The 22,154-nt window shown below is 41.6% G+C and carries 16 protein-coding genes; 7 read left to right on the top strand and 9 right to left on the bottom strand.

Annotated features, from left to right (window positions below; translation table 11 throughout):
- Positions 1-480: 480 nt before the first annotated feature.
- The 3 genes from ACS8FB_RS10810 (at position 481) to epmA (ending at position 3,936) form a co-directional block, all read left to right on the top strand.
- Positions 481-1,626, top strand: coding sequence for an AI-2E family transporter (locus ACS8FB_RS10810; RefSeq protein ID WP_439262859.1), 1,146 nt, complete (start codon positions 481-483; stop codon positions 1,624-1,626).
- Between the two features lie 104 nt (positions 1,627-1,730).
- Positions 1,731-2,858, top strand: coding sequence for a 4-phosphoerythronate dehydrogenase (locus ACS8FB_RS10805; protein WP_439262921.1), 1,128 nt, complete (start codon positions 1,731-1,733; stop codon positions 2,856-2,858).
- A gap of 55 nt (positions 2,859-2,913) precedes the next feature.
- A complete protein-coding gene (gene epmA / locus ACS8FB_RS10800) occupies positions 2,914-3,936 on the top strand; it encodes an EF-P lysine aminoacylase EpmA (protein WP_439262857.1) in 1,023 nt (340 codons plus the stop codon).
- Between the two features lie 193 nt (positions 3,937-4,129).
- On the opposite strand, the gene ACS8FB_RS10795 is transcribed toward epmA, so the two are convergent.
- The 6 genes from ACS8FB_RS10795 to ACS8FB_RS10770 form a co-directional block, all read right to left on the bottom strand.
- Positions 4,130-4,768: an NAD(P)H-binding protein gene (locus tag ACS8FB_RS10795; protein ID WP_439262855.1), complete on the bottom strand. Its 639-nt coding sequence runs from the start codon at positions 4,766-4,768 to the stop codon at positions 4,130-4,132.
- 231 nt (positions 4,769-4,999) lie between these two features.
- Entirely contained in the window at positions 5,000-5,449 is a 450-nt protein-coding gene (locus tag ACS8FB_RS10790) for a YaiI/YqxD family protein (RefSeq protein ID WP_439262853.1), read from the bottom strand.
- Complete coding sequence (locus tag ACS8FB_RS10785) at positions 5,449-6,852, bottom strand: 5-(carboxyamino)imidazole ribonucleotide synthase (protein ID WP_439262852.1); 1,404 nt, start codon at positions 6,850-6,852, stop codon at positions 5,449-5,451. The genes ACS8FB_RS10790 and ACS8FB_RS10785 overlap by 1 nt, the downstream gene beginning before the upstream one ends.
- A gap of 176 nt (positions 6,853-7,028) precedes the next feature.
- Entirely contained in the window at positions 7,029-7,577 is a 549-nt protein-coding gene (gene purE, locus ACS8FB_RS10780) for a 5-(carboxyamino)imidazole ribonucleotide mutase (protein ID WP_439262851.1), read from the bottom strand.
- Positions 7,578-7,686: 109 nt separating this feature from the next.
- On the bottom strand, positions 7,687-8,631 hold the full coding sequence (locus ACS8FB_RS10775; RefSeq protein WP_439262850.1) for a metallophosphoesterase: 945 nt from the start codon (positions 8,629-8,631) through the stop codon (positions 7,687-7,689).
- Positions 8,632-8,828: 197 nt separating this feature from the next.
- Entirely contained in the window at positions 8,829-9,437 is a 609-nt protein-coding gene (locus tag ACS8FB_RS10770) for a rhomboid family intramembrane serine protease (protein ID WP_439262848.1), read from the bottom strand.
- A gap of 791 nt (positions 9,438-10,228) precedes the next feature.
- Here ACS8FB_RS10770 and ACS8FB_RS10765 point away from each other — a divergent pair.
- A complete protein-coding gene (locus ACS8FB_RS10765; protein WP_439262847.1) occupies positions 10,229-11,740 on the top strand; it encodes a hypothetical protein in 1,512 nt (503 codons plus the stop codon).
- Positions 11,741-12,135: 395 nt separating this feature from the next.
- A complete protein-coding gene (locus tag ACS8FB_RS10760) occupies positions 12,136-13,821 on the top strand; it encodes an OmpA family protein (RefSeq protein WP_439262845.1) in 1,686 nt (561 codons plus the stop codon).
- A gap of 109 nt (positions 13,822-13,930) precedes the next feature.
- On the opposite strand, the gene nagZ is transcribed toward ACS8FB_RS10760, so the two are convergent.
- On the bottom strand, positions 13,931-15,016 hold the full coding sequence (gene nagZ / locus ACS8FB_RS10755) for a beta-N-acetylhexosaminidase (protein ID WP_439262843.1): 1,086 nt from the start codon (positions 15,014-15,016) through the stop codon (positions 13,931-13,933).
- Positions 15,017-15,502: 486 nt separating this feature from the next.
- On the opposite strand from nagZ, the gene ACS8FB_RS10750 reads away from it, so the two are divergent.
- Complete coding sequence (locus ACS8FB_RS10750; RefSeq protein ID WP_439262841.1) at positions 15,503-17,740, top strand: carboxy terminal-processing peptidase; 2,238 nt, start codon at positions 15,503-15,505, stop codon at positions 17,738-17,740.
- Positions 17,741-18,227: 487 nt separating this feature from the next.
- On the opposite strand, the gene ACS8FB_RS10745 is transcribed toward ACS8FB_RS10750, so the two are convergent.
- Positions 18,228-18,713: an FKBP-type peptidyl-prolyl cis-trans isomerase gene (locus ACS8FB_RS10745; protein ID WP_299218235.1), complete on the bottom strand. Its 486-nt coding sequence runs from the start codon at positions 18,711-18,713 to the stop codon at positions 18,228-18,230.
- Between the two features lie 474 nt (positions 18,714-19,187).
- On the opposite strand from ACS8FB_RS10745, the gene ACS8FB_RS10740 reads away from it, so the two are divergent.
- On the top strand, positions 19,188-21,191 hold the full coding sequence (locus ACS8FB_RS10740) for a M61 family metallopeptidase (protein WP_439262839.1): 2,004 nt from the start codon (positions 19,188-19,190) through the stop codon (positions 21,189-21,191).
- Between the two features lie 2 nt (positions 21,192-21,193).
- Here the strand turns inward: ACS8FB_RS10740 and copM are convergent, their stop codons facing one another.
- The gene (copM, locus tag ACS8FB_RS10735) at positions 21,194-22,018 is read right to left on the bottom strand and encodes a CopM family metallochaperone (protein WP_439262837.1); all 825 of its coding nucleotides are present in this window, start codon (positions 22,016-22,018) and stop codon (positions 21,194-21,196) included.
- Positions 22,019-22,154: the final 136 nt, after the last annotated feature.

Genomic DNA, 22,154 nt, shown 5'->3' with positions numbered 1-22,154 from the left:
AACCTACGAGAACGCAGCAGTGATTTACCCCTATAGATGACTACTCAGTTGTCTAAGTATTATTGTAATAAGTATTAATTTTTCTGTATCACATAAACGTCAATTTTTTGCTAAATAAAAGTGAAATTGTAAGTAAAAATTACAACACATCATTGTTTATTTATAGAACGTTATTGCATAATGATTGCCAATATTTAAGTTTTTTTACCAAGTTGACAATATTGAGTCAGTTAGGTCAATCAATAAATTATTTGTTGTTGTATATAAGTTATTGAGCCGTGAATAGGATATAGTTGACAGCATAAAGAACAAAAATAAAAGTTCAAAGACTCTCAAATTTATCAAACAGATTTATTATATAGCTCTGTTATACATGGATATAGTTTGTAGACATCATCTATAAGCGGATGTCTATTCATTTATAAATTTTGCAGTAAAAAGCTCGCTAATTTCTTACTGTCAATGCTTGGTTCAAAAGTTATGATTGAAAACTGGACAAAAGAAGTCGTCATTCAACGCCTGCTCGCTATTACCTTACTGATAATGTTATTTATTCTGTGCTTTCAGGTAGTGCAGTTTTTTATTGTACCAGCTTTATGGGCAGCGATATTAGCCTACGTGACTTTTCCAATCTATACCTTTTTTCATGAAAAAGTCAGACTTAGTCCGGATTTTAGTGCTGGTATTATGACGGTCAGTATCTCGTTGATTATCGGAGTGCCACTGGTGATAGGGGTGTTTATTTTGCAACAAGAGGCGCTTAGTCTCTATAGCAACTTAATCTACCGTGTGAAGGTAGGCTACCTTGATGTACCCGATTATTTTAAAGAATTACCCATTATCGGTCAGCAGATAAAAGATATTTTGTGGCAAATTAACAAAAACCCTGAAGGGACACTTGAGGCGTTTCGCGCTTGGATTCAATCGCATTTATACTATGGCAAAGTAGCCCTAGATGTGGTACTCAGTACTTTAGCCAAGCTTGGTATGGCGCTAATGACGCTGTTTTTCTTTTATCGGGATGGGACCAGTTTGATACGTCAGATTCGTCAGGCACTACGCAACGTCATTGGCAATCGAATCGACGGTTATATTGATTCGGTTGGTACAACCACACGCGCGGTGGTATACGGTATCGGTCTGACTGCATTGGCACAAGCGCTGCTTGCCGGTATTGGCTATTATTTCTCAGGATCACCCAGCCCTATTTTACTGACCATCGTAACCTTTATGATTGCGTTAATACCGTTTGGTACGCCGTTTGCGTGGGGCGCGGTGGCGTTTTGGCTATTGAGTCAAGGGCATACGACAGAAGGCATTGGTCTGGCATTGTGGGGTATTTTAGTCATTAGTTGGGTGGACAATTTGATACGTCCGATTGTAATTAGTGGTGCGACTAAAATTCCTTTTATTATTATTTTTATTGGTGTGTTGGGTGGTCTTACCGCGTTTGGTTTTGTCGGTCTATTTATCGGACCAGTAGTGCTGGCCATTGGACTTGCTGTATGGCGTGAATGGATCTCTCAGCATAGAGATGAGATTTTTGCGCCAAAAGAGGTGACGCTAGTAGATAATCAGATGTTGTTAGATTTTGATGATCTGATAAAAAAGAAAACAAAAAGCTGAGTTATTCGTTAGGCAGTATTGCTGTCTAATAGCGTATGTCCATATTATCTATCCACCATTAATCGAGGCGCTCATTTATGTCTAATGTTATAAGCTCTGATTCTATGACATCTAAAATCAATCATAAGCTTACCATCATCGCTGATAGCAATATCGCTGGTCTTGAAGATTTTTTTAATGAAAATACGTTGGGCCAAAATACTTATCAAATGGTCAATGTTATCAAAGTCGCTGGACGAGATATCAACGCGCAGTTAGTTGCCGAGCTGCAACCAGATGTATTATTAATACGTTCTGTGACGCCAGTAGATGCAACTTTATTAGCAGACAACCACAGTGTTAAGTTTATCGGCTCAGCGACGATTGGTACTGATCATGTAGACCAAAGCTATTTAGTAGAGCGCAATATTACTTTTGCGAATGCGGCTGGTTGTAGCAAGCATTCAGTAGCGCAATATGTATTGACGGCTATCTTAACCTTACGTCCAGAGTATTGGCAGCAGACATCGACGCCACTAACATTGGGTATTATTGGACTGGGTAATATTGGTAGCATACTTGCGCAATACGCTACTGATCTTGGCTGGCAAGTATTGGGTTATGATCCGCTACTGCCCACATCGAACATCAACAATGCGAGCTTTGAGCAGCTCATTAGCCAAAGTGACGTTATTAGCTTACATGTACCGCTGACTGACAAAAAAGATAATGATAATCCCAGTGGTAGTGATTATCCAACGGGGCACTTAATTAATAAAACTGCGCTAGATGCTATGCCGTCGAAAACTTTACTCATTAATAGTGCACGTGGACCAGTTATTGATGCAGCAGCATTACAAGCCGACATCGAGAGTAATGAGCGTCAAGTAGTGCTCGATGTGTTTGAGCATGAGCCGCAAGTATCTGAGCAGTTATTATCAAAGCTGGCTATCGCCACACCGCATATCGCTGGTTATACCTTGGAAGGTAAGCTGCGCGGTACACAAATGGTTTATGATGCGTTGTGTGAAGCATTTGCGGTCACGCCTACGCAGGCGATGCAGCAGCTATTACCAGTCAATATGTATCTATGGTCTGAGCTTAAAGCCTATCCAGATAGGCTAGTAAAGTTTTACGACATCATGCAAGATGATAGAGAGCTGCGCGAAAAAGTAACTAATGGACAGGTGAGTGGCGCGGACTTTGACCAGCTGCGTCGTGATTATCATTTGCGCCGTGAGTGGCAGTTTTAAATCCTGGAAATATTAAATTCAAAAACACATTGTTTATAAACCATGTTGGATAGTAATGAATCAGTCAAGCAATACCTCTACTCATACTTCTAAGCCTACCTATGCCCCAACTATGACACTTGCAATGGCGCAAAAGCGTGCAAAACTGCTTAGTGATATTCGCCAGTTTTTTGCAACGCGTCAAGTGCTCGAGGTACAGACGCCACTGCTATCGCAAGCAGGTAATACTGATACTTTTTTGCAATCAGTGGCTGCGCAAGTCACTTATCAAGATAGGCCACGTACTTATTATCTACATACCTCCCCTGAGTTTGCGATGAAGCGTCTTCTTGCCAGCTGGCAGGTGCCTATTTATCAGATTTGCTCTGTATTTCGTAATAATGAGATAGGGACGCGGCATAATATTGAATTTACCATGCTTGAATGGTATCAGCCGTACTATAATTTGACAGATTTGGCTGACGAACTGGGTCAATTATTAGAGGCGTTATATGGCTATCCGGTAGTCATGAATCACTATCGTTATGTTGACGCATTTATGGACTTTGTGGGAATCCATCCTTTGACAGCCAGTATAGAAGCACTGGAAGCGGTCGCAGAAGATAAAGGTTTGGCAGGTTTAGATTTCGATACTGATATAGATAATAAAGAGGATAGTCGGCAAGGGTGGTTAGATTTACTCTTCAGTCATGCTGTCGAGCCAAATCTGGGACACGAATTACCGACGATAATTATCGACTATCCACCTGCAACGGCGGCACTCGCAAAAACCGATTTAGACAAGGATGGCAATCTAGTTGCCAAACGCTTTGAGCTATATATCAATGGGATTGAGATTGCCAATGCCTATGATGAACTGGCAGACGGTGCAGCATTAAAGCAGCGTTTTGAACAAGACAATCTATTGCGTCAACGTCATAGCTTACCGCCAATGCCTATAGATGAGCATCTACTGACTGCTTGCGATGACTTGCCAGCTTGTAGCGGTATCGCGTTAGGTCTGGATAGACTACTAATGGTGATAACAGGAGCAACTAGCTTAGAAGAGGTTATTACTTTTCCAAGCGACTTGGCTTAGCAGTAATTCGCCTTGCTGCTAATTAGCCTAGATACTAGTTTGGCTTGCTACTAAGTTGATATGTCACAATTCTCTTCGCTACTCTAGCTTTTAAGAAGAAAGTTACCTTATAAAGCGTTCTAAAATTAAAGCGAGCAAACCTTTCGGCTTACTCGCTTTTTTATCGTTTTAACTCTTGTAGCGCTACGCTCTATTATAATTTTGCAATAGCGTCACTGATAGCAGTATCACCATTCTGCATACTAAAAACTTGCTTGTTTGTATTATCTGCATTTAATACCGCAACTAACGTAGCAGCAACGTCTACAATCGCATTTTCACCAGCTTCAGTACTGTTTACAGCGATTTTACCAGTACCTGCACGCTCTTTTAAAGCACCAGCCTGCACGATAGTGTAGTCGAGTGTACTATTATTGACTAACCACTGATCCGCGTAATGCTTGGCAATGTAATAGTCTTTTAAGTCAGCGATGGCAGGATTGTCCCATTTGCTGGTATCCAGTGAAAATACCGTACTTAACATGATATAACGTTTAATACCTTTGTCTTGCGCCGCTTGCATGGTCTTGACTGCACCATGCAAATCAACTTCTAACACACCCTTGCCGCCAGAACCTGCTACAAAATATACTGCCTCGATATCATCAGCAATTTGGTTTTGGATAGCGTCTTTTTCTGCGGTAATATCCAAATCTAACTGCGTGTAATTATCATCATTAAATAACTTCTCATCTTGACGGGTAGTACCGACCACTTGATGGTTATCGGATAATAATTGCTCAACCAGATCACTACCAACGCGACCACTTGCGCCTATGACTAGAATTTTCATAATCTTCCCTATTTTTGTTCGTATTGTCGTTATGCTATAAATCTTTATGATAAAAGTACTTTGTATTCAAAGACTTCTTATTAAAAATAAGTATTAAAAGTAATTATTAAAAACTGTATATAAGGTAACAAGAATAGGTAGCACACTTCGTTATGAAGCGTGCCAGTTGCATAGTGTTTGGTTATAGAGTGTATAAGGTTTGCAAGGGAAGTGAGATTAAGAATTGAAAAGTTAACGTACCAATTTGTTTAGACCATCGGCAAATGCTTTTTTGTCGCGATCGCCATAAGGTTTTTGTCCGCTCATTTCTTGCAGCTCTAGTACGCCAGTGCCGCGCATAGTATCCATGAAGTCACGCATATTGAGCTTTTGCTTGATGTTGTTTTTATCATAGACCATACCGCGGGTTGTCAAAACCATGCCACCTTTGTCCAAAATATCATTAGCTAAAGGGATATCGCTAGTAATAGCCAAATCGCCTGGCTGTATTTGTTCTACGATATAGTCATCAGCTTTATCAAACCCTGATGGCACCACTGTCATGACGAGCAGCGGTGACTTACGCAGTTTGATTGGCTGATTGGCGACGAATATCGCCACCGTTTGTGTACGCTCAGCAGTTTTGATAATTAAGTCTTTAGCAATCAATGGTACCGAATCAGCATCCACCCAAATTTGCATTATCTTTTAGCCTTTTCTGTCTTTGTCTTAACGTCAGGCGCACTATCCATTTGGCTGTCTTTATTTGCTAAATCAGCATTTTCGATGTCAGAGTTTTCGATGTCAGTGCTTTTGATGGCCGTTTCGTTTTCTTCATCAAGCTCTGTGGCATCTTGATTATCTGGCTCATTTTGCTGTTTTTGACTTTCTTGGATAGGCGTATACTCTTTATCTAAGCCAACCTTATTAGGTAAAACTGCCACCAATTTAGCCATTGAAGGTTCTAAATCGGTTACATCGTTAGGCATCAGAGTGATGTGGGCGATTTTACGATCTTCACGCTCCATCTTGTGATAGCTATGATAATGCGCGCCATCGATAGCCAGCACCGCACTGATATCAGGATACTGTCCTAGTACGTTGACCATAATCGCAGGATGGACGTTATCTGTATCGCCTAATGGTAAGTTAACGACTGCGCGGACATGGTTTTCAAATTGACTAGTGATAGCGCCTTCAATGCTCCAGTGCCCAGAGTTATGTACGCGTGGTGCAATTTCATTGGCAAGTAAATAATCATGACCACGCGCGTCTTTGGCAACGAATAATTCTAGTGCCATCACTCCGACATAACCTAAATGGTTCATGACAGTAGTAATGGCTTCTTTTGCTTGGCTAAAAATATGACTGGTGCCAACAGCAGGTGCTTGGGTCTTGGCCAAAATGCCATGGTGATGATGGTTTTCAACCAAGTCATAACAGCGCACACTGCCGTCTTGGGCGCGTGCTGCGATGATAGAGACTTCACGGCTAAAGTTAACAAAGCCCTCTGCAATGAGAGGCGCTGGGGTTGGCGTTAAACTGCCTTTACCGCTGACTGCCTCTTTAAGATCTTGCCAAGCGGCTTTGATATCGCTGTCTTGCTTGATGACATATTGACCTTTACCGTCATAACCACCGCGACTGGTTTTGAGGACAATAGGCAAGCCTGATTTCTCACAAGCCTGTTTTAATTCAGCCTGCGTACTTACCGCCATAAAAGGTACCGTAGCGATATCAAGATCATTAAACATCTGCTTTTCTTTCAAGCGATCTTGAGCGATATCAAGGGCAATCGGTGGTGGAAACATACCTTGTTTTTTACCCACCGCTGCAAGGCTTGCCAACTTCTCGACGGTCGCTGTGGGCGTATTTTCAAACTCTAACGTAAATACATCGGCTGCAGCAATGAAATCGTCTAACTGCTGGCTACTGTATACCTTCCCGTAAAGACTGGCAGGGCAATCATGGTTGTCTTCTAAAAACACACATTGATAGCCGAGTGGCAGAGCAGCTTGCGCGAGCATCATGCCGAGCTGACCACCGCCTAAGATACCGATGGTATGGATAGTTTGAGTAACAGGATAAGCATTGGCTGTGGTCATGAGGGGCTCTTTGGATTAAAAATGGAATAAAACTAATCGTTTAAAATAGGAAAAGGTGCAACATATGCACCTTGTATTCAGTAAAACCTATCTGAAATTAAATATCAAGTGGAGAACCATTAAATTTAACTCATCTCAATGAAGAAAATGAGGAATCATGGTTATACAAATATTGTTTAACGGTTAATAATACCAGGCGTAGGACTGGCTAAGATGGTCTCAGTTTGAGTGTGTCGTAAATAATCAAGTTTGGCAGCGATGGTACTATCATGCAAAGCCAGTACTTGAATCGCAAGTAAGGCTGCATTATAAGCGCCAGCAGTACCGATTGCTAAGGTCCCAACCGCCACGCCTTTAGGCATTTGTACGATAGAGAGTAAGCTATCCCAACCGCTTAGCATCGATGATTTCACTGGTACACCGAATACAGGAAGCGGCGTCTGACTGGCGCACATACCTGGTAGATGCGCAGCCCCGCCTGCACCAGCAATAATAACTTGTAAGCCTTTGTCTTTGGCGCCTTTTGCATAATCAAATAGTCTATCAGGCGTACGATGGGCAGAGACAACTTCGCAATCAAAAGCAATATCAAAGTCGGCCAGTAGCTGTGCGGCACAATTCATGGTTGCCCAATCAGACTGCGAACCCATGATGATACCCACTTTTGGCTGGCCAGTAGGAGAGGAGACAGGCTTGGGGTTTTCGGTCGCCAATACGGTGCTCATAATGTAATACCCTCAAAACGACCATCATACAAAAATTATGCTATCGCCGTAAAGCCATGTTTTAGTGATAATACTGACATTATACTCATATGTGATAAATGAGTCTGACTTAGCGATGGTGATATTGTACAAAGTTGGCAGACTGTAGAGGTAGTGGCTGTGTGGTATCGAGCTGATAACAAGTCAGATAGCCACTATCAATCGCTGCTGAATAGTCCGTACAAACGACTTTTGAGCTCAGGGGCTCAGGCTCGCCTGCTAGCCAATAATGCCCAACGAATACAGGCTTATGAGTTTTTAGAGCAAAGTCGATATTCTCAGCTAACGCATCCATTGGAATCTGCGCTAGTGCTGATGCAGGCGCGCGAGCAATCTCATGAAGCGTACGTGATTGTAAGTTGTCGAGCCACCACCGTACCCGCACACGCGAGCGTTTAGTGCCTTCTTTATCGATCATAACAATACCATCTGGTAATGGGGTCTCCACACCTTTTAACACACGTTCTAACGCATCGAATGGCGAAGTATGTTCTTTTGAAGTCACTGCAAGCGCATAAGGGGTCAAGCAGTTGTCGGCTGTAAGTAAGGGTTTGAGCATGTCCATACTGTCCACGTCCCAGCAAGCATGGACAAAGCAGGCATCATCAGTCTCAATCCACAAGGGAATCTCATAAAAGCGCTGTAGCCAATAATGATGTAATTCTGATCCAAACGGCACTTCAGCTAAAAACGCTTCGTGCTGACGCGTATGAACATCATTATGTGAGCGCAAATAGCGTTCAGGGTCGTTAGGATCACGCGTTGCAAACGCAATTGCATTATATTCGTGATTGCCCATGACGATATCAGCGACGCCAGCATCTAGCATAGCAAAAGCAATCTCAAGGGTCGCTACTTGCTGAGGACCACGATCAATTAAATCACCAATAAAGAGCGCATGATGACCATCTGGCGGCACAAAATATTGCCCATTATGGACATAACCTAATTGCTCAAGCAGCCCGATTAGTTTGTCAGCATAACCGTGAATATCACCAATAACATCTATAATCATAAGTCGGTATCAAAATCTAAAAGTAAATGAAATTAAACCATATACTATAGTCAATTCGCTATAAAAACGATATAGCGAGACTGGCGTAAATTTTTCGTAGCCTCTGTCAGCGTAGACACAGCAAGCGAGAAAAATTTATACCAGTTGCGCTTTACGTTACAACGTATCGATTTTATTTGGTATCGATTTTAGATAAGCTAAAAGCTAGGAGAAAGTAAAGCGTTAACAAAGTGTGGCAGTACCTGTGGCTCAAGAATGATGGTCGCAATCACACCGAACGCACCGCCCCACATATGAGCCATATGATTGATATTGGAGCCACCACGTTTGTCAGCGTAGATACTATAGGCAACATAAGCAACAGCAAACAGTATCGCAGGAATCGGCACAATAGCAAACAGATAGATGGACTCCCATGGCGCCAACAGAATAAAAGCAAACAATACCGCTGATACGCCACCTGATGCACCTAAGCTTAAATAACTGGCGTTTTTCTTATTTTGCAGATAGCTTGGTATCATTGCAATGATAATGGCCAACAAATAAAAAGCCACAAACCCATATCCACCCAAAAATGGCTGATAAAGCCCTTCTATAGCGCGACCAAAAAAATACAAAGTAAACATATTAAACAGTAAATGCATACTATCAGCATGGATAAAGCCATGACTGACAAAGCGATACCATTGACCATTACTTACCGCTGGTGGGTAAAAAATTAATCGATTAAACAGCGTTTTATTTTGCCATGCTAATAAACTTACGATGACTGTGACTATAATGATAAGTGTCGTGTGATTAAACAAAGAGTAATCCTTAGGCCAAGCCTGATAAACAAAGACGTTGCAAGCTTAGTTGCTACAGCTCAAGGTGCTTTTAGAGATTAATATACGTCAAAAATTACGTTTTGGTACGATAGATTAGATGCATATTATCAGTATCTATCATAGATACAGCGACCAATGGGTCAGATTATAAAGTTAAAAGACGGCCATAGGTTGAATGAATTTACATACGTATACAAATTATACTGAATAGGTAATTAATTTAACGTACATAAATCATATTTTTAAATCGACCGCAGGAGCGACATTAGGGTTTATTTATAGGTTTTTACTATCGACTTTTAAAATTAGTTTTGCTTAAAAGTATAATATCGATATAACCATTCAATGAAAAAAGCTATTTTGGTTTTTTTAAAATCTAATAACTAAAATTATGATTAACTAAATAATCAATAGCGCATATTATAGCCATATTTACAAAAGCTACTTTTATTACCTTTACTATATAGTCGATACCGAATAAAACCGATACGTTGTAACGTGATGCACAACTGATATAAATTTTTCTTGATTGCTGTGTCTACGCTGACAGACCCTGTAAAAAATTTATACCAGTCTTGCTGTATCGTTTTTATAGCAAATTAACTATAGTCAGTTCAAAATAAAATCGTTAACTTAATAATCACATACAAACAAGATAAGTATTTTCTGCGCGCTACTATGACTAAGAATACGGCCATTTCATCTCAGTTGTATTACATCGGTTTTGACGTGAATCCCCTATATATTATCTCGCTTCAAAGGCAATATTTATGACTATCATTGATCAGCTTGACCAAACGGTAACGACAGCGGTGTTAGGTAATAATAATAACGTGGCGCATGTTAGTTTACTTGAACAGTTTTATGCCATTTTTATTGCACGTTTAGCTCAGCCTGATGTATATACGCAGTTGTTACATGCTGATCAAGACATATCAGTACCAGCAACTTTGAGCCCTGAGATCTCAAGCATCACGATGTTTGAGCAGCTATGGCAAAAGGCAAGCCTGCGTCAATGGTTAATTGATGAATTGGCGACAAGCCATCATGTTGATACACAGACCACCGAAAAGCTACTAAACAATGCTGCATCGCTGACCTATCAAGAGCTGAATGTGTTAGCCGATGGTCAGTTTTTACCTGTTTTTTTACAGACGCAGCAACTGTCAGTTAGGCCTTATTTGCCAGTATGGGCAGAGAAGGTCATATCGCCAAAGGATGCAGACAACGACGCTATAAACTTAGATAAACAACCCCCTTTAATCGATACGACAGATACTATTTATGCTAATCCATCTGACTATCGTGACTCAGACACTTCTGAGAGTCGTTTAAAAGGCCGTACTCGTAACCCGAGGAATAATCTGATAGTAAAGGTCTTGCTATTGATTGGCGCACTGCTCGCCATCGGGCTAGCATGGGTATTCGTCATCAAGCCTAATTATCTAACCGCTGCACCTGTAGGGCCAGTTGCTGATATACCTGTCAAAGCTGAGCCGACAACTGAGCCTGCCGTAGAAGATTTATCACCAGTGGAGCTATTGGTTGTGATAGATGACAGTGGGAATATATATACTTGTACCGCGACTGTAGGGGATACAGTGTTACAAAATGCGCTGAATCAAGCCTTACACGTCAGCTTTGGAGAGCAAGCAAATTCTTGTATGCTAGAAGTAAAGCAAGGTGTTGCTAAGCGTTTATCCAACATCGATGTAGAAGCGTTGCCCCGTGTATTCACGCTACTGCGCGCAGTTCCTTTTGCACGATTACAACTACAGAACGCCGCGCTTAACCTAGAAGTACCGGATGACGTATTACTCCAACGCCTAGTGACTGATGTACGGACTATAATACCGACAGCAATGATTACCCATGCTGCGCCCTTACCATTAGCAAATAGCGACGAGATAACCGTCAATAATAACGATGATATAAGTATGATGAACAGTCGCGATAATCAGTCTAGCGATATAAAAAAACCACTAAACAATACTTATGACGAGACTTATCCTCAAAACAATAACCTTCAAAATAACGATATGAGTTCCAACCAGAGTGCATGGCAATCAAATAACGATACAAGTAGTACAACAGAAACAATACCCTACAATACCAATGCTAATAAAGATATGAATAACCAGCCTAACAACGAGCGCTCGTATACCACTTCAACTGGTTCTATGTCAGCAGCAGAGGTTGATAATTTGGCCAATACTACGATTGTCGCTGAGAAGCTACGTAATGAGAGGCCAGTTGATAAGAATATCGTTCAGGAAAGATAAGCACGCACTGAAATATTCAAACAGTTTTTAACGATTTAATCAAAGTCTACGTAGCGATTGATATTTGATCTTCATACTATTTTTATCTTTATGTTAAGAAGTTGTAAGGTATTAGCGATACAGTTACGTGCCACATCTCAAAAATTACCTAATGTATCATTTGCACAACAGCGTGTTTGTAGAGTTGATTTATGCATTGCTTTTATAATATCTGATAGTTAAGTTTTATAAATGAGTAGTTAATTGTAAATCTTATATGAATAAAATTAGTCAGAATATAAGGTGCTCAGCACTTTTTTATTTGGACTATTTATCTATATACAGATTTATAATAGATTTTTTATATCTTTTGAATGAGTTAGACATAAAACAAGAATGATTGGAGGAAGTACATTATGGATATCATTGGTCATTTAACACGTACCGTTAGCCCTGCAGTATTAGGAGATGATCAGTCTCCCGCTAAAAAAAGTTTGCTAGAACAATTCTATGCGATTTTTGCTGCACGTTTAGCAGACAAAGACACCTATGGACGTTTTGCTAACGAAAATATTGCCCGCGATGATCAGAGCTTTTATGATCGCGTATGGACTGACGGCTCGCACCGTGACAGTATTTCACGTGAGCTTGCTGGTGCTCATAATGTGGACGCAACGGCGGCTCGTGGTTTAGTCGCTATGGCAGCGCCACTTGCTTATCATGAAATCAAAAACCTAGCAGGTACGACGCCTGTACCACAGTTCTTAAGCGATAATTCTGCTGATTATCAGCATCATATTCCTGCTTGGGCCAGTGCAGTAGTTCCTGCTGGTATGCTTGGTGCTGGTGCTGCCGCTGGTACGCGCATTTCTGATACTACCAGTATGGCGCCACTTCAGCACAAAGAAGAAGAATCTGGTAGTTTTATGAAAGCTTTGTTACCTATTATCGGTTTGATTATCTTAGGTGCATTGGCTTGGGCGTTATTAAGAGGGTGTCAAGACAATCCAGAACCTGTAGCTACTCCAGTCGTTACTGAACAGTCAGTCGAAGATGATGGTCAAGCGGTAGCTGCGGTCGCCACTAGTGTGGAGCCAGCCTCTATTCGTATTGCTACTGGCGAGGCAAATACCTTATATGCATGCCGTATGAATGTGGGTGATGAGACATTACAAACAACCATTATGAATGCTATGAGTAGCACCTTCGGCAATGAGGCTGATAAGTGCCGTGCAGATGTAGATGATAATTTTTCAACAGATATGCTAGCTGCCGCACAATTGGCTTCTATCTTACCAATTATCAAAAGTGTGCCAAACGCTAGTATGATTATCAAAGGCGATGAAATCGTGGTTAATTCGGCTGATGCAGATGTACTTGATAAGCTCGTCTCTGACTTACAAGCGGCTGCACCAGCACTATCTATAAAAGCAGAGGGCCCATTAGATCTACAGAGTGAGATTGATGATAGTTTGGTTGCAGCAGATGCTGCTGTTGATAATCTTGGTGAAAACCCAGACCCTCGTGATGTTGCTCGTGCTTTAAGTATTCAGGTAATCAACTTTGAGCTTGATAAAGCGATGATTCCAGAGGTGAACAAACCTTTTCTTGATCGTGCTGCCAATGTTGTCCAAGAAGTCCCTAACGTCGAATTAGTGATTATCGGACATACAGACAATCAAGCCTCTGATGCATACAATATGGAATTGTCTCGTGACCGTGCTGAAGCTGTAAAAGAGTATCTGGTCTCTAAAGGTGTTGATGCAAGTAAGCTTACAACCAAAGGTATGGGTGAAAGCGATCCTATCGCTGATAACTCAACCGAACAAGGACGCTTCCGCAATCGTCGTATCGAATTTGTTGTTAACGACGAAGCTACACTGAATGGTACAGGTACCAGCGGTACGATTACCAATGATGCTATTGACCCAGACTTAAATCCGTTGGATAGCAATAATGATGATATGACGGTGGACGGTGATGACAATGGCGTAGATGCTACTGTGCCAGATCCAGATTTAAATCCATTAGACAACAACAATGATGATGTATTGCCAGATGGTGATGATCCTACTCAAGGTACGGTATTAGACCCACAATAAGGATTAAATTTAACTGCTAATTTAAAAAAACGCACCTTTTAAGGGTGCGTTTTTTTGTTATATAAAATGTCCTCAAAGACGATAAAAACTACTTAACTACCAAAACTATTTATCTGTAGTCAGTTGGGTCTAGTTCCTTATATTCACTTTGGGGTAGCGAAAAATCAGATTGAGCATTAAAAAACGTCTTTAGAACATTCTCCTTAGCTTGCTGCCAATATTCAAACTGCTGGCAGGTCGATTTTAAATCTCCTTGCCATGACGGTACCTGTCCACACATAGTTTTGAGGCGGCTTTGGTTAGGGTAGGGCAGTTCTTGAGCAACCTTGGCCGCTTCATGAGCTGCAATGCGATCATTGCATACTAGAGCAATATCACAACCGGCTTTGATGGCTGCACGTACACGGTCGCTAATGTCGCCAGCCGCTTGTGCGCCTGCCATACATAAATCATCAGAAAATAAAACACCATCGAATTTGAGCTGATCACGAATGATGTCTTGCAACCAAACCTTGGAAAAACCTGCAGGTTTATCATCTACTTGCGAAAATATCACATGCGCTGGCATCAGTGCATCGAGCCATGGTAATGTCTGGGCAAAAGGCTGCATATCAGTGGCTAGTATTTCATCAAGGCTGCGATCATCAATGGCTTCTGCCACATGAGAGTCAGGAGCGATAGCGCCGTGACCAGGGAAATGCTTGCCTGTGGTTGCCATACCAGCCGCTCTCATACCACGCATAAACTGTGTGGCCAAAGCGACGATCACTTGCGGATCTTTATGAAAGCTACGGTCACCGATTACTTGACTAATGCCATCTCTATCAAGTACTGGTGCAAAACTGAGGTCAACCCCCACTGCTAATACTTCAGCAGCCATCAAATAACCACAATCATAGGCGCAGCTTAGCGCCTCAGTTGAATGATGATCAAACAACTCACCAAGCTTACCCATAGCGGGTATTGGTGTAAACCCATTACGTAACCGAGCAACGCGCCCCCCTTCTTGATCGACACCGATGAGAATATCAGGGTTATGATAGCGAATATCGTCACATAGCGCGCGTACTTGTGCGGCATCGACGATGTTACGTGCAAACAAAATTACGCCACCAACTTGAGCTTGTTCTAGTAAACTGATGTCTTCATTTGTCAATGCGGTGCTACCGATATCGATCATTAACACACCATACATGGCAAGATCCTTAGAGTGCTGTGCACTTATATTATGAGTTTTGATAATGACTGGTTATTGATATTATTGGTTTGATGATGACATCATTAAAGCAGCATGGGTGAAAACTGCCTTTTTCTATCAACCTATTATGCCAGTTGTCGCTTATCAGACCTATGTTAATTTAGCAGATACAGCTGTTAGTATATTTATCATCGCTACCATTTAAGTATAGAATTATTACCACAACTTAAGTTGTATAACTGGCGTTGATCAAACCATTACTATAAATATGATAGCACGTACAATAAAGACGATAGAAAGTTTGGTATGTATAGACGTAGCGTGTAAGATTGTTTATACAGTTTGAGACAGTTGTAAGCCAATGACCATGCTAATATTGAACGCAAAGTATTCTATAGTAACAAACCCGTTTAAGACATATTGATAGGACAATTTAAGACACATTTTAGGCATTTTATCACTTAAAACAACCAGGTACACATAATGAAAAAACAACCAGCACAGTGGTTACTCAGCGCAGCGTCAGTTGGCGTAGCTGGGCTTATTCTGACACAAAGCTATGGTACAGCAGTAGCAGATACTGGTACTGAAGGGTTTGTCCAAACTCCTGAACAAAAAATTACAACTAGGCAAGTCGCGGCACTGTTAGACCGCAGTCATTATTTGAACCAACCACTTGATAGTGAAATGGGCAGTGAAATTTTGTCTATGTACATTGATAATCTAGACCCAAATCATACGTTGTTTTTGCAATCTGATGTTGATGAATTCGAAAAGAAATATGCAAGCGAATTTGGCAATCGACTCAAGCGCGGTGATCTATCTGCTGGTATCGACATTTTTGAGCGTTATCGCAAACGCTCAAATGAGTACTTCGATATGGCCACAAGAATGCTCAAAACGGATCTTGATTTGACAAGTGATGAGACCATCATTCTTGACCGAGAGAAGCTTGAACATTTTAAAACCAAAAAAGCACAGCGTGATTATTGGGCACGTCAGTTAAAATTTCAGTTAATAAGTATCTCTTTAGGTAAGGAAAGTGAAAAAGGCAAAGAGCAGATATTTTTAGATAACCCTGACATTACTCGTGGTCAAGATTTAGTACGTGATGATCAGCGTACGCCAAGTGAGATTTTATTAAATCGTTTGTCGCGCCAACAAGGGCAGATGTCACGTCTAAAAGACGATGAGATTATGGAGACAGTACTCAATACTGCCATGCTCACTTACGATCCACATAGTAACTATTATGCGCCTATTCAGGCGACTGAGCTACAGATTCAGTCAAGCTTACAGCTAGAAGGAATCGGGGTTTCTATTCGTCCAGATCGTAAAAACCCAGATTATACACGTATCGTCACTTTAGTCGATGGTGGGCCTGCGGCCAAAACGGGTCAAATCAAACCCAACGATCTCATCATCGGTATCGCTGAAGATGGCAAAACCATGACCGATGTGGTCGGCTGGTCAACGCGTGAGATTGTCGGTTTGATTCGCGGTAAACGTGGGACTTCAGTGACTCTAAAAGTGCGTCAGCCCAATACACCAGAGGCGAGTGCTCGTACTATTACAGTCGTACGTGACATTATCGAGCAAGAAGAATCAGGAGTCACGCACCGTATCGTAGAGGTACAACGTCCTAACATTGATGACACGCCAAAACGCATTGGTGTGCTTGAGATACCAAGCTTTTATTTGAACTATCGTGCGCGGCGCAATGGTGAAGATTATCGTAGTGTCAGTGTTGATACTGAAAAGGCAATCAAAGCCCTAAATAAAGAAAATATCGATGGTCTGGTGGTGGATCTGCGTAACAATCCAGGCGGCTCTTTGGATGAAGTAGCAAAGATGCTAGGGTTATTTATCAAAGGTGGGCCATTAGTACAAATACGCGATAACCGTGGCAATGTCCAAGTATATCGCGATGATGATGGTGGTAAACAGCTATATGATGGCAAGGTAGTGGTACTCACAAATTTAGCCTCAGCGTCTGCTAGTGAGATTTTCGCGGCAGCGATACAGGACTATGGCCGAGGTTTGGTGGTTGGTAGCACAACGACAGGTAAAGGCTCTGCACAGATTCAGCTGGACAATCTAGCGCTGGGTTCTGCAACATTAACTCAGCGTAAGTTTTATCGTATTACAGGGGGTAGTACACAGAATAAAGGGGTTGTACCTGATGTAGAGCTGGTCAATATTTATGATGACGCTACCTTTGGTGAGCGCGCACAGAAAAAAGCGCTACCATGGGATACTATCAAAACAGCGGCATATAAGCCTGAAGGTAAGTTTGCTTCAGACACGCTTGCCACCTTGAACCAGCAATCGAAAATACGTCAACAGCAAAATCCGCAGTTTGTTTATCTATCTACTCTAAATGACATACGCGATATGGATGATGAAAAAAAGCCCATTGATTTGGATATAAATAGTCGCCGAGCGAAGATGGAGTTGATTGAGCAGCGCTCATTGCAAGCTGAGAATAAACGTTTAATAGCGACAGGTAAGAGTCCATATGCCAATTGGGATACTTATCAAGCAGCCATGGATGCAAAATTTGAAGAGCGCAGCAAAATGAAAGTTGATGAACGTCCGCAGCTACCAGAGGACGAAGCCTTTATCAGCGAGGCGGCTTATTTAATGCTAAGCGCTGATCCAAAAGCGACGCTCAGTCCTAAAGAAAAACTGCAAACAACACAAGCAACAATAGAGCCTTAAATACCTTGAACATTTTCTGTAAGCTTATGCTTACAGAAAATGTCGTTTCAACCTCTTACTAAGCAAGGGGCAATCTGCGATTATAGACCCACTGCACAGTTTGACGATACTATGTTTAATACTAGGGATTGGTATTTGTAGATTGTTTATAAATTGTTTCAGGGATGGATTGCTCATTACGGATGATAAGGCTGGATGCCTAACAGTTATACTATGTCTTGGGATTGGGTATAGCATAACGTAAACAAGGATGGTTGGTGATAGAAACCGCATAGCGCTTGTCGTTGTGCGGTTTTATTACGTTTGAAAGGGATTGGTTTTATTTCCAAGACATCCACAACATCTTTTTTACCATAATGTTCAAAGACAACTACTCTTATCGTTTAGACCAAAAAAAACCAGTAGACATCGCTACTGGTTTTTTTGGTTTAAACAATAAGTAATGTTTACTACTCATTGTTCAACGTTCTATCTCATTTATGATAGATTAGTGCTCAACGCCACCTGCGCCATGTACATGGCCGTGGTTGAGTTCGTCTTCAGTTGCTGCACGTACTTCTTGAATTTCTACATCAAACGTTAAACGCTTGCCAGCTAGTGGATGGTTGGCATCAACAGTCACTTGATCATCAGATACTTCAGTAACCGTCACTAACATAACTTGGCCACCAGCTTCTGACTGAAACTGCATACCAGGCTGGATATCGTCAACACCTTGAAAGTTATCACGTGGCACGTGCTGTACTGCTTGCTCTTGGTATTCGCCGTAGCCATCAGCAGGTTCAACGACTGCATTAACTTTTTCGCCAGCAGATTTACCTTCTAGCTGCTGCTCAAGGCCTGGAATAATGTTGCTATGGCCATGCAAATAAGCAAGCGGTTGACCTTCTGGTGACTGGTCAAGAATGTTGCCTTCGTCGTCTTTTAGCGTGTAATTAAATTTGACGGCAGTGTCTTTTGCGATAGTAGTCATAAATTATCCTAAATATATCTATGTAAAAAATTAGATGCGGTTGCAATAAACCTAAAAAAGCCAATCAGTAAGCCAAAAGCCATATCATTAGTCAATTATCGTCAGTTTATTTAAACTTATAAAAGTAACTTTAACAGTTAGCATCTTTAATTGAGATGGTAATAATAACTTTCAAGGCAAAAAACATAAAAAATGCCAATATTCATGAAATTTATTCAATTTTTACTATATCAGTCAGCTTAAAATAAACACAGGGCAAGCGTGTTGATGCGCTACTGATACCACTTTGTCTCGTTAACTTTACGCTTTGCCAGACAAGAGTTAAAAAATTTACCTCAGTCATTGTTTTATTCACCGTCTCAATCACTCTGTATTCATTTTAAGATGCATTGATCATATTACTCATTGCTTATTGGTTGCGTTTTGCACTTGAGGCTTCTACCATAACGTTAAACACCATAATAAGTATCTAATATGACAACACTATCCTTATCACAAAACCGCTCATCAAATCATCAGTCTGCACCAAAACTTACTACTGATATTAGCTATCAGCTCGATTTTGACCGCTTTTTTGAGCATTTAGTCGATGTTACGCTAAGCTTTACAGCAGATACAGCATCACCGCGCTTATGGTTGCCAGCATGGATACCAGGCAGCTATTTGATGCGTGAGTTTGCTCGTAATATTACGGCAGTTTATTACCGAATAGAGAATCAAGAAAGTAAAGAACATAGTGGTGCCAGCTCTTTTAAACAACGTGCTAATAAGATTGATAAAAATACATGGCAACTACCACAGGTTGAAGCTGGGCAGCTGCTAAGCGTCCATTATGAAGTTTATTGTTATGACTTATCAGTGCGTACTGCCTATGTCGACCAGCAGCGTTTGTATGGAAATTTTACGTCGCTTGCCTTGGCTGTAGAAGGACAAGAGAGAAAACCAGTACAGGTAAGCCTTATCGTACCAGCCACATTTTTAGCAGAGCAGAATCTGACGACTAATGATGATAGTGATATCACACTGGCATGCGGTCTTGAGGCCACGCATCTACACGTTGATGCGCAAGATGGTCATGGTAAGCATAGCTATAGTTTACTAGCAGACAGTTACTATGAGCTGATAGATCATCCTTTTGAGATTGCCGCTCAAACATCATTTAACTTTATCGTTCAAGACGATATGCATCAGACATTGAGTCATCGATTTTTTATCTCTGGCAAACACAACGCCAACATGGGGCGCTTGCAGCAAGATGTGACGCAGATTTGTCAGACGTATGTCAATTGGCTGGGTGATGCTCCGTTTGATGACTATACCTTTATGACTTACGCCAGTGGTCAAGATTATGGTGGCCTTGAGCATATCAACTCTACCAGCCTGATCACCCCGCGCCGTGACTTACCAAGTTTTGATGAGCCTAAGATACCAAGTAGCGACTATCAGCGCTTTTTGGGTTTATGTAGCCATGAGTACTTTCATTCGTGGTGGGTCAAGACCGTACGCCCAGATGTGATGCTAGAGGTTGATTTGCGCAAAGAAGTATTCACACCGCTACTTTGGGTGTTTGAAGGTTTTACCTCTTACATTGATGATTTTATGCTGCAAGCCTCAGGCGTGATTGATAAAGCCAGCTATCTAAAACTGTTGGCTGAACAAATTAATAGATACTACCAAACGGATGGCCGTGCGCATCAAAGTGTCGCAGAGTCCAGTTTTGATGCGTGGATTAAGCTTTATCGTAGCGACGAAAATACTGGCAATGCAGGGATCAGTTATTACAACAAAGGCGCATTAGTCGCTCTTTGCTTAGACTTGACGCTACAGCAAAAAAGCGCTGGTCGCTACCGCCTATTCGATGTGGTGAAAGCGTTTTATGAGCAGGCCAAGCAAAAGGACAATAAGCGCATTGGTATCAGTAGTGCTGATATGGGTACGGTGATCGGTCAGTTTATGCCAATAGCAGACTGGGAAGACTTTGAGCGCCGTTATGTCAATGGGGTGGAGGAGTTGCCTCTTGAGCGCTTGCTTACTGACAATGGAATTACCATTCATGATGATGTCAAAGAAACAGCCGATAAAAAGATACCTTGGGGTATACGTTACACTGAGACACCAGCAGGTCTAAAAGTCAATCGAGTACAACGTAGTAGCGCTGCAGCAAAGGCTGGAATATCAGCTCATGATGTCATTATCGCTATCGATGGTATCAAGGCTGATAGTAAACAACTAACAGCTTTCAGTCACGCTCAGCATAAAGTTACTTGTCATCTATTCCGCCGTAATGAGCTGATGTGTGTCACCGTATTGCCTAACGTGATCATGCAAGGTCAAGATAGAGTGGAACAAGCATTTCCACATAAGATAAATTTACGGTTGGCTAAAACAGACAGCTCGCAAGAGCAAGATGGAGCGCGTCAACAGATTGTTCCGGCTTGGCAAATGTGGCTTGATGGCATAGAGCGTTATCAAAAGTAAGGCTATTGATTGAGCTCGTTATTATCGATCTCTTGCAGAGCAATCCAATCTTGCATCAGCTCAATTTCACGCTGCTGTGTATCAATGATCTGCTGTGCAAGCTGACGCATTTCTGTATCTTTACCATACTTCATCTGCACCATTGCCATATCTACTGCACCTATATGATGTGGCAGCATCCCGCGAGCGAATGCCATATCAGGCATCGGGTCTGCGATGCCAAGTGTCATCTCCCCATGCATAGTTTCCATACCCTTAGCATAGGCTTGCTGCATTGCTTGAGTATCAGGTTTGGGTTTAGCGGCATCAGGATGACTGGCAAGCCACTTGTTTATAGTATCAATCTCAACTTGCTGCGAGTCTATAATTTCTTGTGCAAGCTTACGCATAGTCTCATCAGTACCGTATTTAAGCTCAGTTTTTGCCATATCTAAGGCACCGCGATGGTGTCCAAGCATGCCTTTAGCGAATGCAGTATCCGGATCATTATAATTCATCCCGATCATCATCTCATCATGCATTCTTGCCATCGACTTGCTGTAATCTTTGAGCATATCGCTTATTTGTACATCACCAGCGCTCATAGCTGCATCTGGCATATGATGACCTGCATGCCCATCAATCGTTTCATCTACCTTGGTTGCTTGTTCAGTTTCTTGTTCAGTTGCTTGGGTTGAAGGTGCTATAACCTCCTCTATGGTCGTTGTCTCATCGTTTTGAAGGACTGTACTTTCTGAGTTTTCAGTGATTGGCTGGCAAGCATTAAGCACAAGTAGCGTTGTAACACTAATAGCTATAGCAGGAAGAGGATAACGATAAGAAGCCATGATATGTCCTTAACATAAATAAGCCGCTAGTCAGTCAAATGAATGAATAAATTGACAAACCATTTGGCTAAAACACAACAAATAATGGATACTAGCAGATTAGTCTTGCTAATTCGAGTCGCTAACGTTTTAAATG

Origin of the sequence: Psychrobacter sp. 1U1, assembly GCF_051847535.1 — a bacterium.
Classification (GTDB): Bacteria; Pseudomonadota; Gammaproteobacteria; order Pseudomonadales; family Moraxellaceae; genus Psychrobacter; species Psychrobacter saeujeotis.
The sequence above is the reverse complement of the archived record's forward strand: the minus strand, read 5'-3'. Positions and strand labels throughout refer to the sequence as shown.

Excerpts from the sequence above, each read along its gene's own strand:
- ACS8FB_RS10805 (WP_439262921.1), top strand. The coding sequence starts at position 1,731 with ATGACATCTAAAATCAATCATAAGCTTACCATCATCGCTGATAGCAAT.
- ACS8FB_RS10745 (WP_299218235.1), bottom strand. The coding sequence starts at position 18,713 with ATGACTACTATCGCAAAAGACACTGCCGTCAAATTTAATTACACGCTA.
- copM (WP_439262837.1), bottom strand. The coding sequence starts at position 22,018 with ATGGCTTCTTATCGTTATCCTCTTCCTGCTATAGCTATTAGTGTTACA.
- nagZ (WP_439262843.1), bottom strand. The coding sequence starts at position 15,016 with ATGTATGGTGTGTTAATGATCGATATCGGTAGCACCGCATTGACAAAT.
- purE (WP_439262851.1), bottom strand. The coding sequence starts at position 7,577 with ATGAGCACCGTATTGGCGACCGAAAACCCCAAGCCTGTCTCCTCTCCT.
- ACS8FB_RS10810 (WP_439262859.1), top strand. The coding sequence starts at position 481 with ATGATTGAAAACTGGACAAAAGAAGTCGTCATTCAACGCCTGCTCGCT.
- ACS8FB_RS10785 (WP_439262852.1), bottom strand. The coding sequence starts at position 6,852 with ATGACCACAGCCAATGCTTATCCTGTTACTCAAACTATCCATACCATC.
- ACS8FB_RS10740 (WP_439262839.1), top strand. The coding sequence starts at position 19,188 with ATGACAACACTATCCTTATCACAAAACCGCTCATCAAATCATCAGTCT.
- ACS8FB_RS10790 (WP_439262853.1), bottom strand. The coding sequence starts at position 5,449 with ATGCAAATTTGGGTGGATGCTGATTCGGTACCATTGATTGCTAAAGAC.
- ACS8FB_RS10795 (WP_439262855.1), bottom strand. The coding sequence starts at position 4,768 with ATGAAAATTCTAGTCATAGGCGCAAGTGGTCGCGTTGGTAGTGATCTG.
- ACS8FB_RS10775 (WP_439262850.1), bottom strand. The coding sequence starts at position 8,631 with ATGATTATAGATGTTATTGGTGATATTCACGGTTATGCTGACAAACTA.
- ACS8FB_RS10750 (WP_439262841.1), top strand. The coding sequence starts at position 15,503 with ATGAAAAAACAACCAGCACAGTGGTTACTCAGCGCAGCGTCAGTTGGC.
- ACS8FB_RS10760 (WP_439262845.1), top strand. The coding sequence starts at position 12,136 with ATGGATATCATTGGTCATTTAACACGTACCGTTAGCCCTGCAGTATTA.
- epmA (WP_439262857.1), top strand. The coding sequence starts at position 2,914 with ATGAATCAGTCAAGCAATACCTCTACTCATACTTCTAAGCCTACCTAT.
- ACS8FB_RS10765 (WP_439262847.1), top strand. The coding sequence starts at position 10,229 with ATGACTATCATTGATCAGCTTGACCAAACGGTAACGACAGCGGTGTTA.